This window comes from Paenibacillus timonensis, from assembly GCF_022427145.1.
Classification (GTDB): Bacteria; Bacillota; Bacilli; order Paenibacillales; family Paenibacillaceae; genus Fontibacillus; species Fontibacillus timonensis.
This window is the reverse complement of record NZ_JAKSXN010000006.1, coordinates 74682-87986: the sequence shown is the minus strand read 5'-3', so window position 1 is coordinate 87986 and position 13305 is coordinate 74682. Positions and strand designations below refer to the sequence as shown.

Here is a 13305-nt window from a genome sequence, read left to right as displayed (position 1 = left end):
ACGCTGAAAGGAAAGGGCCAATGGTAAAGATCTCTGCCTACCAATTGTTTGCGGTTACGTCCATGTTCCAACTTGGGACGACTCTCATCTTCGCTTTTGGGGCGAGCGCCGGCCGGGATGCCTGGATCGCCGCTTTGCTCAGTACCGGTCTGGGAACGGTGCTTATTGGGATGTATACGGTTTTGCAGAAAATGCATCCGGGGCAAACCTTGGTGGAATGGTTTCCTTACGAATTCGGCCGGTGGATCGGCGTTCCCCTGGCCTGGCTCTATCCCTTGGTGTGGCTCTATGACGCGGGGCGCGGAGTGGCGGATTTGAAGTTCCTGCTGCCCGCGACCATTCTCCCGGGAACCCCGGCTTGGATCCTCGTCGGGAGCTTCCTGCTGCTAGTCCTCTATTTCTTGTTCAGCGGGATCGAGGTGATATGCCGCTTGGGAGGGATGATCTTCCCCGTGCTGGTGGTTCTTTTTTCACTTGAGATTTTTCTGCTGTTAAGCTCGGGAATGCACCATTTCTCTTACTTGCAACCGGTTTTGGGGGAGGGCTGGGGGCGGGTATGGAAGGCGGTATGGCCGCTTGGCGTCACGCAGAGCTTCGGGGAGTCGATCGAACTCGCCATGATATGGACTTTGATGGCTTCGCCGAAGAGGCTGATGGGGATTAATCTGGCGGCAGCGCTGAATGCGGGCATCGTGATTACGCTTTTCGATGCGCTGGCGATTATTGTGCTGGGCGAGAAAATATTCATCCGAGAGTATTTTCCTTTAATCCAGACATTAAAGCAGGTAAGTCTTGCAGAGTTCATCGAGAATCTGGACGTTCTGTTTGTGATTTACTTGTTTATTTCCACCTTTTTCAAAATATCGCTACATATGTATATGTCGGTCATTGCGGCGAAGCAATTGTGCCGCATTCGCAATCCGAAAGGGTTGATGGTGCTCTTTGCGGCCATCACGTTTATCGTCGGCATGACGATGGCGAAAAACATGCCGGAGCATACGACCGTAGCCTTTAAAACGCTGCCGAATTACATCTGGCTTCCCTTGTTTATCGTCCTTCCGGTTCTGCTGTTTCTCGTTTCGATGGTTCGGAAGCTCCTCGGCAAAAGGAGGTACGCTTAAGTGAACGCCGCGATCCTATGGCCTTGGGGATACGAGGCGATGACCCTCTACCCCTGGGAGTTCCTCGCCTTTATCGGCATTTTGGCGCTGCTGTTGTCGACGATTACCTGGGTTCGGGCCAAATCGCTAGGCAAACCCGGCAACGACGCCTCCCGATCGAAATCCAGCCAAGGGCAAGAAAGCAAGGCCTCCCGCCATTAACGGGAGGCCCTTTGCATGCTTTTTAGATGAAAAACGGGAAGAAAAAGCTTCTGAAGAAGAAAAACGGGAACGGCCGGCGGATAAAGCGGCGGAAGCGACGTGGATAACCGTAGCCGTAACCATAGCCGCCGTAAGGGAAACCGCCATAGGGATACCCTAACCCCCGATCATCCATATCCCCGACGGGAACGAGTAAGTAGACGTGTTCATCGTCCATTCCGTCGATGATGCCTTCATACATCTTGCCGTCGGTCCCTTCCATTTGCATCAGATGGTGGTGGTATTTTTTACACATTTCCATCATCTGTTTCTTGTGGTCGTACCCCATCGGTTCCTGGCTCATCGGGCTAACTTGGCTTGGCGTGCCGCCATAAGGCGTATACATATTAGGCATTCGAATCCATTCCTCCTTTGTTCTTGCTGCAGTATATTCGCGGAACTGGGCATTTGTGCGATAGGTTCTTGTACCCGTTTTGCCACGATCGGCTTGTACCGGAACACACTCGAATATGCTAAGATGGGGATGCATTGGGCCATGGCCTCATCCAACGACATAATTGATGAAAAGAGGAGCGATCACACATGGACAAACAACCGTTGGGCACCAAAGTGATTACGCAAATCGGGATCGTCGTCCGGGATATCGAAGCCGTTTCGCAAGCCTACGCGGATTTCCTGGGCGTGGAAAGCCGGCTTGGTTTTGGACAGACGCGGTAGAGGTGGCGAAGACGGAATATCGGGGAGCGCCCTCCCCGGCTCGCGCCAAATTGGCGTTTTTTGATTGCGGCCAACTGCAGTTGGAACTGATTGAACCGGATGAGCATCCAAGCACTTGGCGGGATTTCCTGGAGGAGAAAGGGGAAGGCATGCACCATATCGCCTTTGTGATCAACGGGATGAAGGAGAAGATCCAACTGCTCGAAGGAAGAGGCATGCCGCTAGCGCAAAAAGGGGAATACACCGGCGGGCGTTACGCCTATATGGACGCCACGCGAGACCTGAAGCTGTGGATCGAGCTGCTGGAGAACGACAACTAGGCGGCAGGCGTTTCGAGAAATGTAAACGGATTCATATCGATCAAAGGAGGCAAAGGTTGGATGATGAGACTGATCGTAACGGGAGCGGGTAAGGGACTAGGTCGGGAGATCGTCGGGGAAGCGCTGCGGCGCGGCCATGAGGTAGCAGCCGGCATTCGCTCGCTGGAGACGAACGTGGAAGCATTGGAAGAACTCCAGGAGGGAGCGCCGGGGAAGCTGACGCTGCTTGAGCTTGACGTGGATGAAGAGGATTCGGTCGCCAAAGCGAAGGAAGCTATGGCCGCCAGATGGGGCGCCGTTGATGCGCTGATCAATAACGCGGGCATTTTGCTGGCACGGGAGCAGCCGATCGAGCGATTGGAGTTCGCCGCCGTGGAGAACACCTTTCGCACCAATCTGTACGGCCCCATGAAAATGGTGAAACATTTCCTGCCGCTGCTGAAGGCCGGTAACCGGCCGTTGATCTTGAACGTGTCTTCGGAAGCGGGCTGTTTGGCCGGCGCTTACGGCGGCGATTACCCGTATGCGTTGTCCAAGGCAGCGCTCAACTATTTTACCGCCCAGCTGCGTAAGGAGCTGGTGCCGCAGGGATTCGGGGTGTACGCCATGCATCCGGGCTGGATGCGCACCCCGATGGGCGGCAATCAGGCGCCGGGAGACCCGCTGGATTCCGCGCGGTCGATCCTCGACTTGGCCGAGGGCAAGCTGGAGGCGGATAACGGCGCGGTCATGATCGGCATCGACGGGAAGGCGATGCCGCTGTAAGTATCCGCGGGAGGCGGGATAGGGTAGCCCCGTTACCGTAGGGATCTGGCGCCGCAGTCCGGCGCCTTTACGGCAGGCATCCGGCGTGCCGATAGGCACCGTCGCTGCAAGCACCGGTGTCTTGATGCGGCACTGTCGAGGCAGGCATGCGGCATGCCGGTGCGGTACTGTCGCGACAAGCACCGGTGTTCTGATGCGGCACCATCGCACAGCATCCGTCGTCCCGATGTTCGGAAGGCCTTGCGGCTCTTTCTTACGATAGCGGTATTTTAGGGCCTTATTTCAGCTGGGAGGGCCGTTTTCGAAATAATAAGGGAACTTTTTTCCGTTATTCACTCGCGGGAGCCCCATTTTAGCTTGTTTTGCTATGGTATCGTGCAAATAAGGCCCTTTTTGGGCCTTATTTTTGTGGAATCGGTCTTACGAGGAGAAATAAAGCCATCTTTTACCGCTATGGTCACCGTACGCTTGTACGCCGTGCTATCAACATCGGCACTCGCCCCTCTGAACAGTTCTTCCCCTTGCCTAACGTTTCTGCAAACCCGCGCCGTTGTGCGGTTTTCCCGGGGACAAGCCGGGAAAAATGTACGCTCCGCTACCCAGGAGTACCTATCCAAGCGAAGCAAACCTCGATATGCTTTTACTGATGGGGCGCTTGATGCCGCTAGACAGAATAAAACGGAACTAGATATAATGATGAAACCGAAAAGGCGGGCGGCTCGGCCTGAAATGATAGCGCTACCAATAAAGATGGGGGGTCATCCCATGCTTCGGCATTCCCGGGTTTTCCGCAACTTTCTGATTTCTTACGTCGCCATCCTGCTCATCCCCTGCATCGGCGGGTACATCTCCTACCGGACGTCCATCTCCGTTACGGAGTCGATCTCGATCGAGAACAGCGTCATCCAGCTGGAGAAAAGCCAGGAGCTGCTCGAACACCGGATGGCGGAAGTGGAAGGCATGACCCGGCAACTGGCGATCAGCCAGGAGATTAACGCCCTGATGAACGACCGCGGCACCGAAAGGGACGTGTACGGCATTTGGAAGGCGATGCGCAACGTGCTGACGTTTGGGCAAACGAACGATTTTTTGCGGAATTATTATATTTACCTGGCTAACTATAATTTGATCGTGACCTCCGGATCCTCTTTCCGGCCGGAGCACTATTACGAATATTTCCATTACGACAACCTGTCATTGGAGGAGTGGGAGCAGCAGGTGCTGGGCAAAACCCACCGCAGCGAAATCAAGCCGCTGACCCCGTTCAGCGAGCGGGACGTGAAGACTTCGGTCATTACGTACATGCAATCGCTGCCTCTGGACAGCTTTAACGATACGTCCCCGGCGATCGTCGTCGTCCTGATCGACCAGAAGACGATTGCGGGGCTGTTGTCCGGCTTAACGGAACAAAGCGGCGGCTGGGTTCACATCTACGACGCGGAAGGCAACACGATCTTCCTCCAGGGCGAAGCGGTGCCGGATATCGCCAAGCTCCACGCCGATCCCGGGTTTGACGAGAATAAGACGAGCCAATTCTATGGCAGCGATCTCGTAATTACCACCCGCTCGGAGAAGAACGGCTGGGTCTATCAAGCCGGCATTCCCCGGAGCACGCTGATGGAGAAGCCAAACCGGATCAAGCAGGCTTCGTGGATGATTACCGGCGGCGCCATGTTGATCGGAGTGTTGGTCGGTTTGTTCCTGGCCTACCGGAACAGTCTCCCGATCAACCGTTTGATCGGCGTGATGAAGGAGCAGTTCGGCAAGGACGAAGATACGGGTCGCAACGAGTTCGACTTCCTGAGCGGGAATATCGCCGGCATGATCACGAAAAACAAACTGTTGGAGTCGGAACTTCACCGCCAGCTTCCTTTGGTGCGCGATGCCTTCCTGAGGCGGCTGATTGCCGGCGAGTTCGAATCCCGGGACGAGATCGCCTCGGCGGCGGCCCAAGCCGACATCTCGCTGCGGCAAGGCGAGGGTTACGTCGGCATCCTGCAAATCAACGGTTATGCCGGCATGGATACCGTTGAGGTGCTGAACGAGCTGAACGCCGCAAGGCTGCTCATGAAGCAAGCCGTCACGGAGCTGGCCGGGCCGGTGCCGATGACCGATTCGGGGTCGGACAAAATCGTCTTGCTGTTCTTCTCCGAGGCCGACCGGCTCCCGGGTCCGGCGGAAGAAGAGCGGATTTCGGAACTGATGGAGACGCTCGCCCAGCATATGTTCGCCGAATACAAAATCTCGATGCAAGCCGGCTTCGGCGAACCGTTTACCAGCGTCACGGAGGTGGGCCAATCCTTCGACCAAGCAAAGCAGGCGCTGGAGTACGCGATTTACCTGAACAAAAAAGGCATCCTGTGGAGCCATGATACGCAAATCGAAAACACGACGTATTATTATCCGCTCGATACCGAGCATCGCCTGATCAGCACGATCCGTGCCGGGGAACTGGAGGAGGCACGGAAAATCATCGATTCGATCATCGCGCAAAATCTGGAACAACGCGAGTTGTCGGTCGAGATGAAACACCAGCTGGTCGGGGAAATGAAGGGTACGTTCCTCAAGCTGCTGGACCAGAAAATCTTCCTGGAATCCCCGCTGTTCGAGAGCGTCAAGAAGCGAATCATCGACATTGGATTTTCCGGGCCGCTCGAAACGATCCAACAGGATATCCACGCGATCATTCAAGAATTGTGCAGCTTTATCGCCAACAAGAAGAAGGATTCGCACGCCCAGCTGATCAAGCAGATTTATCAGTATACGGCCGAAGCCTACGCGGATCCCGACCTGACGCTATACCGGGTCGCGGAACATGTGGAGCGCCCGGAGAAATACATTTCCCAGCTGTTCAAAGAGGTCACCGGGGTCAACTATTCCGACCACCTGATCAAAGTGCGGATGGATCAGGCCGCTGTGCTGCTCAAGGAGAGCAGCTATACCGTCGACGAAATTGCCGCCCGGGTCGGGTACAACAGCTCGCATTCGTTCCGTCGGGCGTTCAAGCGATTAACCGGAATTTCGCCGAGCGCTTATCGGCAATCGTGCCAAGATTGACCTGTCTTTCATTCACCTAAGCTTATCGATATCGCTCCGCCAATGCAGCGGCCGTACCTTCCGATCCAGGGAGGCGCGGCCGCTGTTTTCTTTTTACGGAAAAATGGCTCCAGGCCCGAAGGATGACCCCCGAAAAACGGGAGATCTGTACGCCAAAAGACGGAAGTGTACCTGTTCAGCGCCGCCAAACATGCCCTATGATCGACTCGTAAAGAAAACGCTACCATAACACCGCAGGCCATCTGCTAAGCCTATGCTTCCGAAGCAAGTTTTGTTTGAAGCTGTCTTTAGGGGGTGGCACTTACAAAACTTTTAGGGGGAATTATTCTGGAAAAACAACTTGCTTTCAAGCCGGATTACGTGCCGGACGCCAAACGAAAGGTCAGTTACTGGCGGGTTGCGCGCCGAAACATCAAGAAGCACTGGCAGCTGCATTTGCTGGTGATTCCTCCGCTCCTGTTCTTTCTCGTCTTCAAATATTACCCGATGCTGAATGCGGTGCTGGCGTTCAAGGATTACAACGTCATCAAGGGGATCTGGGGAAGTCCATGGGTGGGGTTCAAGCATTTCCAACTGTTCTTCGAGAACCCGCAGTTCTGGACGTTGGTGAAGAACACGGTCATCCTCAGCGGTTATCTGATCCTGGCCGGATTCCCGATTCCGATTCTTCTGGCGCTGATGATCAACGAAATTCGCGGCGGCCGCTTCAAGAAGTTCGTGCAACTGGTTTCCTTTGCGCCGTATTTCATTTCGACCGTCGTCATGGTGTCGATTATCATGCTGTTTCTGGCGCCCCGGCTCGGCTTTGCCAATATCGCGCTCAATTACTTCGGGCTGGAGTCCATCAACTTCCTGGGCGAACCGGGCATGTTCCGTTCGATTTACGTCTGGTCGGATATTTGGCAAACCGCGGGTTATAATGCCGTGATCTATCTGGCGGCTTTGGCGGGAGTCGACCCGACCTTGTATGAAGCGGCCAAGGTGGACGGGGCCTCGAGGTTCCAGAAAATCCGCCACGTCGACTTGCCCGGGATCGTGCCGACCATCGTGATCATCTTGATCCTGAACGTCGGCAACGTCATGGCGCTGGGCTTTGAGAAGGTGTATCTGCTGCAAAACCCGCTGAACCTGGTCAATTCCGAAATCATCGCGACCTACGTTTACCGGATCGGCTTGCTGAACGCCAACTACAGCTTCGCGACCGCCGTCGGTTTGTTTAATTCCGTCATCAATCTTGTTTTGCTGCTGACCGTCAACGGTCTAGCCAAACGGCTTACGAAAAACAGCATCTGGTAGGAAAGGAGTTAGGATATGGCAGCTACAGCAATTCCCAAGAAAAGAATCAAAGAATCGGCGGGAGACCGGATATTTATCGGCGTCATCTACGTCATCCTGACCCTGCTCGTCATCGTCGTGCTTTATCCGTTAATCTATATCGTCAGCAGCTCCATCAGCAGTCCGGCGGCCGTCACTTCGGGCCGGGTCTGGTTATGGCCGGTGGAGTTATCCTTTAAAGGTTTTGAAGAGCTGTTCCGCAGAGGCGAGGTGATGACCGGCTACCTGAACTCGATCTTTTATACGACGGCCGGGACCCTGATCAGCGTCACGCTGACCATTATGATCGCTTATCCGCTGTCGCGCCGGGCGTTCTTCGGACGGAACGCGCTGATGATGGTCATCACGTTCACGATGATCTTCAGCGGGGGGCTCATTCCGACCTATATGGTCGTGAAGGGCCTGGATCTGATCGATACGCGCTGGGCGCTCTTGATCCCGAATGCGATTTGGGTTTGGCAGGTCATCATTGCCCGTTCGTTTTTCCACTCCTCGATTCCCGAGGAGCTGCTGGAGGCTAGCGAAATCGACGGCTGCAGCGATCTGAGGTTCATCTGGAGCGTTGTGCTGCCGTTGTCCAAACCGATCATTGCCGTTCTCGTGCTGATGTATGCGGTCGGGCAGTGGAACGCCTATTTCGATGCGTTGATTTACTTGAAATCCGCAGACCTGTTCCCGCTGCAGCTCATCCTGCGAAGCATCATTATCCAGAATAACAGCGGCAGCAACATGGATGCGATGGCCATCGTCGAGAAGCAGCAGCTTGCCGAGCTGCTGAAATACTCGCTGATTGTGGTCGCCACGCTGCCGGTGCTGATTATTTATCCGTTCGTGCAGCGCTATTTTGTCCAGGGCATGCTGGTCGGTTCCGTGAAAGGCTGATCGGCCGCAAGGTCCGGAAATGGCGGTTGCGCCTTAAGGCTTCTGACTTCATTATAGAAGGAGGTGATGCTCTCGATTGGCACCAGGAGAGTTGCAAAAGGGAAGCGATGGACACTATCAAAAAGGGAGCGATCAAATTTGAAAAAAACCCTGTTAAGCATGTTCATGCTGGTTCTGGCGATTACGCTGGTGATCAGCGGCTGTTCGGGCAAAAATACAGAGAGCTCGAACAATGCCCAAGGCAACGGCTCGTCCGGCGGCGCCGAAGCGTCGAAGCCGGTGGAAGTCAGCGTCTTCGCCGTTCAGGAGTCGGGGATCGACATTCCGACCAACAAGTTCACGAAGTTTTTGGAAGAGAAGTTCAACATCAAGTTTAATTGGCAGATCAACCCGTCCGACGGCGCGAAAGAGAAACGCCAAATCTCGCTGGCGAGCGGCGACTATCCGGAAGCCTACCTGCTGACGGCTTACATCGACGAGTTCTCCCAAGCCGACGTGCTTAAATACGGGCAGCAAGGGGTATTGATCCCGCTGAACGACTTGATTGATAAATACGGCCCGAACATCAAAAAAGCGATGGAAGAATCGCCGGAAATGAAAGCGCTATATACCGCTCCGGACGGAAACATCTACGGGCTGGGCGCCTATACGGAATGCTTCCACTGTTCCTACCCGAACAAAATGTGGGTGAACACCGAATGGCTGAAGAAGCTGAACCTGGAAGAGCCCAAAACGACGGAAGAATTCAAGGCGATGCTGCAAGCGTTCAAAACGAAAGATCCGAACGGCAACGGCAAAGCCGACGAAGTGCCGCTCAGCGGTTCCACGGAGGATTTCGGCGTACGTATCGTACCGTACTTGATGAACGCCTTCGTCTATGATGACGACCGCAATTACTTGAACATGGAAAACGGCAAGGTGGTCTCCGCGGCGATCAAGCCGGAATGGAAGGAAGGCTTGGCCTACATCAAATCGTTGTATGATGAAGGGTTGATCGACCCGGGTGCCTTTACGCAAAACGCCGAAGCCTATAAGAAAATCGGCGAAAACGCGGATGCGGAAATCCTCGGCGCCGGCGCGGGCATGCATCCAGCCATTTTCGTGAACATTGATCCGGGCAATACCCGTTCCGCGCACTACAACCCGCTGGCTCCTTTGGCGGGGCCAAACGGGGTATCGTTCACCACGCATGATGCCGGGGGCGTTACCTCCGGAGCGAAATTCGTCATTACGAACAAAGCCAGCGAAGAGGTCCAAATCGCCTTGATCAAAGCGATCGACTACCTGTACACGCCGGAAGGGCAAACCAATGCCGGCACAGGGATGAAAGGCATCGACTGGACCGATCCGGAGCCTGGGGATAAGGCGCTGGGCGAAGGCGTAACGCCGATGGTCAAGACCATTCCGATGAAGGAAGGCGAAGCGCCGCGCAACGCGGGCTGGAGCGGGATGGGCCATTTCTACATGCCGAAGGAATACCGCGATACTTGGGTGCAAGGCGAAGACATCTATGCTTCGGACGGTTATGAACGCAGATTGTACAACGCCACGCTGCTGTATCAGGGACATGAACCGAAGGAGATTTTCCCGATCTGGTCGATTTGGATCGATCCGAGCGAAATCGATGAAGCCAGCATGCTGCAAACGAACCTGAAAAATTACATCGAGCAAAGCCAGCTGCAATTCATCACCGGCAACAAGGATTTGAACAAGGATTGGGACGCCTACGTGCAAGGTCTGAAAGATCTTAAGCTGGACCGCTATCTGGAGATTCTGCAAAAAGCTTACGACCAATCGGCGAAATAATATAACTTTCGCGCCGCCACGCCTTCGGGCAGCCGGCGGCGCGGATCACGGAAGCCGGCCTGTCGGGCCGGCGTTCCGTTTTTCATGGGATATCGACGGATAGAGAGGAGCGGATGGAGATGCCCGATACAGACACGGGCGTGCCGGGATTGACGCCCGGACACGCATGGATCGTCCCCCGCATGGGGCTGCCTCGGGTCTGCGCCAAGCGTGCTGAGGACGGGGATGTTACGGTCGCTTTTTTGGGAGGCTCGATTACGGAAGGGGCAGGCGCCTCGGCGGCGGACGAGACCAGCTGGCGTGCGCTGACCGGGAAATATTTGCGGAAGCGGTTGGACGGACGGCTGCTGCGCTGCATCAACGCCGGCGTGGGAGGCACCGATTCGACCCTGGGGGCGCACCGTTTGCGGGAGCATGTGCTCCGGGAGGGGCAGGTCGACCTGCTGTTTGTGGAATTCAGCGTCAACGACGGCGAAGACCGGGAGGAATCGCTGCGCGGCATGGAGGGGATTGTCCGCCAATGCCGGCGGTTGTCGCCGGCGACGGACCTTTGCTTTATCTACACGGGAGCGGAGAAGAACCTGACGTCCTTGCGGCCCTTTAATATTGCCGTTCATGAAGAAGTGGCGGAGCATTACGGCATTCCTTCCATTAATTTTGCCGCCGGCGTGTATGGGTTGATCCAAGAAGGGAGAGTGGAGTGGGGGGATCTTGCCCCTGACGGCTATCACCCGAACGATGAGGGGCATGCGCTGTATGCCCGATTCCTGCGGGAGTATCTGGATGCTGCCTTATTTGCCGGGGAGTCGCCGGTTTCTTCTGGGCAGATCCCCAAGCTGCCCGGCGAGCCCCTGATCGCCGGGAGTTACGAGCATGCCGCCATGCTGATCTATGAAGCCGCCGACTATTCGGAGCACTTCCGGATCCGCAAGCTGCGGCCGAACGAACCGCTGATGAATTGGCGGTACTCCACGGAGCATGTATTCGCCGAAGCATCGGGCGCCGGCTTGACCTTTCAGGTTGAAGGCCGGGGCGCGGGCATGCTGCTGCTCTGCGGTCCCGACACCGGGATCCTTGAATATTCGGTTAACGGAGCGCCCTATGTGGCGGTCAATCCATTTGACGACTGGTGCATCGGGGCTTACCGTCCGGTGCCGGTCCTGTTCCCGGCGCTGGAGCATCACGGGGAACTTCAGGTAACGGTCCGCAACACGGGCCGGAAGGATGAGCGAAGCAAGGGTACGGGACTGCGGATCTTAAAGCTGTTGACTTCCTAAGGGGAGTCGGCACAAGATGAGGGTAACGAGGACTAGGGGGGATACGGATGCGCTGGGAGCAGGAAGAAAGGAAAGGGGATAGGGTTTCCCTTGGCGAAGAGAAACCGGTAACCGTGATCTCTTTGAGCGATTACGGGGCCCGGCCGGATACGCAAGAGGATACGCAGCCGGCCATGCGGATGGCACTGGAGGCGGCCGCGCGGGCGGAGGGCCCGGTCGTGCTGGATGTGCCGTTCGGGCGGTATCATTTTTATCCGCAATCGGCCATCCGGGCTCCTTATTATGTGACCAATACGGCAAGCGAAGAGGAGCAATCCGACGTCATGAAGACGATCGGTTTGCTGCTGAAAGGGAGGCGGCGGTTGACCATCATGGGGAACGGGGCCCTGTTCCTGTTTCACGGCAAGCAGACGATGCTGTTGATTGACGGCTGCGAAGACATCGCCATCCTCGACCTTCGCTTTGATTACGCCGTGCCGACAGTGACGGAAATGACGGTGGAGCGTTGCGAGCAAGAGGGGGGCTGGATGGAGGCGGCGGTACATCCGGATTCGTGGTATGAAGTGAAGGAAGGCCGGCTGGAATGGGTCGGCGAGGACTGGCGCTTTCAAGCCGGGCCGATGCAGCTCTGCGATCCGGCCGAAAATACGACTTGGCGGGTGGACAACTGGCTGGAGCAGGCGGCCACGCGGACGGAGGAAGCGGGCTCTGGACGGTTAAGGTTTTATTTTGGCGGCGGCTTACCCGAGGGTTTGGCCCCTGGCCGGATCATACAGATGCGCGACGGCATTCGCGATCAGGTCGGCGTCCTGGTTAGCGAAAGCTCGGGCATCACGTTCTCCGGCTGCGGCATGCATTTTATGCATGGGCTCGGGATGGTCGGGCAATTCAGCGAAAATCTCGCCTTCGAGCGCCTGGACTTGTCGCCGCGCGCCGACAGCGGCCGGACGGTCGCCGGCTTCGCCGATTTCATCCATCTGTCGGGATGCCGGGGACGGATCGCCATCCGGGATTGCCGGTTTGCCGGTGCGCACGACGACGCGATCAACGTCCACGGCACATACCTGCGAATCGTCGGCCGTCCGGCGCCGAACCAGGTGGTCGTACGGTTTATGCATCCGCAAACCTACGGATTGCCGGCTTTTCGCGCTGGAGACGAGGTCGGCTTCGTCGAGGCGGATTCGCTCGCGACGCAGGGAACCGGCGTGGTAAGCGAGGTTCTTCGGTTAAGCCCCCGCGAGCTGATGCTTACGCTGAAGCGCCCGGCGCCGGAGAACATAGGACCGCGGGACGTGGTGGAGAACGTCACCTGGTCGCCGGAGGTAGAAATCACGGGCAACCAGTTCGCCCGCATTCCGACACGCGGGGTGTTGGCTTCCGCACGCGGGCGGACCGTGATCCGCGGCAACGTGTTCGAACGAACGCGGATGAGCGCCATTCTGGTCGCGGCCGATGCGAATTCCTGGTATGAATCGGGCGCGGTCCGGGACATGGAGATCAGGGGGAACCGGTTTATCGGGTGCGGCGACGATGCCCAAGCGGTCATCGCGATCGTGCCGGAAAACCGGGAAGCGCTCCCGAAAAGACCCGTTCACTGCGGGATAACGATCGTCAACAATCGTTTCGAGCCGGAGCCAGGAGGCCTGCTGCTATCCGCGCGCAGCACGAAGGAATTGGTGTTTCGCGGGAACGAAGTTTGGTCCGCGTCCTCTGGCGGGTTCGACCCGGAGCGACTCGTCCGGCTGGAAGCTTGCCCGGGTGCGGTAATTGAGGACAACGTCTTCTGCGGCGATGAAGCGCGGGGGAACGAGAAATAAGAACAGG

General features: G+C 56.5%; 10 protein-coding genes and 1 pseudogene. 10 read left to right on the top strand and 1 reads right to left on the bottom strand.

Going from position 1 to position 13305, the window contains the following annotated elements; genetic code table 11:
* Positions 1 to 20: 20 nt before the first annotated feature.
* Positions 21 to 1121, top strand: a complete 1101-nt coding sequence (locus tag MJ257_RS03720) for a GerAB/ArcD/ProY family transporter (RefSeq protein ID WP_240267968.1) — start codon at positions 21 to 23, stop codon at positions 1119 to 1121.
* The gene (locus tag MJ257_RS03715) at positions 1122 to 1322 is read left to right on the top strand and encodes a hypothetical protein (protein ID WP_240267967.1); all 201 of its coding nucleotides are present in this window, start codon (positions 1122 to 1124) and stop codon (positions 1320 to 1322) included.
* 22 nt (positions 1323 to 1344) lie between these two features.
* Here the strand turns inward: MJ257_RS03715 and MJ257_RS03710 are convergent, their stop codons facing one another.
* The gene (locus MJ257_RS03710) at positions 1345 to 1716 is read right to left on the bottom strand and encodes a hypothetical protein (RefSeq protein ID WP_240267966.1); all 372 of its coding nucleotides are present in this window, start codon (positions 1714 to 1716) and stop codon (positions 1345 to 1347) included.
* A 188-nt stretch (positions 1717 to 1904) separates the two neighbouring features.
* Between MJ257_RS03710 and MJ257_RS03705 the strand changes: the two are divergent.
* The 8 genes and pseudogenes from MJ257_RS03705 to MJ257_RS03670 all read left to right on the top strand — a co-directional run bounded on the left by MJ257_RS03705 (position 1905) and on the right by MJ257_RS03670 (position 13298).
* A pseudogene (locus MJ257_RS03705) lies at positions 1905 to 2359 on the top strand (VOC family protein).
* Positions 2360 to 2419: 60 nt separating this feature from the next.
* Complete coding sequence (locus MJ257_RS03700; RefSeq protein WP_308193151.1) at positions 2420 to 3124, top strand: SDR family NAD(P)-dependent oxidoreductase; 705 nt, start codon at positions 2420 to 2422, stop codon at positions 3122 to 3124.
* 765 nt (positions 3125 to 3889) lie between these two features.
* Positions 3890 to 6181 (top strand): helix-turn-helix domain-containing protein, encoded by a 2292-nt coding sequence (locus tag MJ257_RS03695; RefSeq protein ID WP_240267965.1) that lies wholly within the window; start codon positions 3890 to 3892, stop codon positions 6179 to 6181.
* A 441-nt stretch (positions 6182 to 6622) separates the two neighbouring features.
* The gene (locus MJ257_RS03690) at positions 6623 to 7477 is read left to right on the top strand and encodes an ABC transporter permease (RefSeq protein WP_372489736.1); all 855 of its coding nucleotides are present in this window, start codon (positions 6623 to 6625) and stop codon (positions 7475 to 7477) included.
* 15 nt (positions 7478 to 7492) lie between these two features.
* Positions 7493 to 8398, top strand: a complete 906-nt coding sequence (locus tag MJ257_RS03685; RefSeq protein WP_240267964.1) for a carbohydrate ABC transporter permease — start codon at positions 7493 to 7495, stop codon at positions 8396 to 8398.
* A 138-nt stretch (positions 8399 to 8536) separates the two neighbouring features.
* A complete protein-coding gene (locus tag MJ257_RS03680) occupies positions 8537 to 10204 on the top strand; it encodes an extracellular solute-binding protein (protein ID WP_240267963.1) in 1668 nt (555 codons plus the stop codon).
* A gap of 119 nt (positions 10205 to 10323) precedes the next feature.
* Positions 10324 to 11481: an SGNH/GDSL hydrolase family protein gene (locus MJ257_RS03675; RefSeq protein WP_240267962.1), complete on the top strand. Its 1158-nt coding sequence runs from the start codon at positions 10324 to 10326 to the stop codon at positions 11479 to 11481.
* 47 nt (positions 11482 to 11528) lie between these two features.
* On the top strand, positions 11529 to 13298 hold the full coding sequence (locus tag MJ257_RS03670; protein WP_240267961.1) for a right-handed parallel beta-helix repeat-containing protein: 1770 nt from the start codon (positions 11529 to 11531) through the stop codon (positions 13296 to 13298).
* The last annotated feature ends 7 nt before the right edge of the window (positions 13299 to 13305 follow it).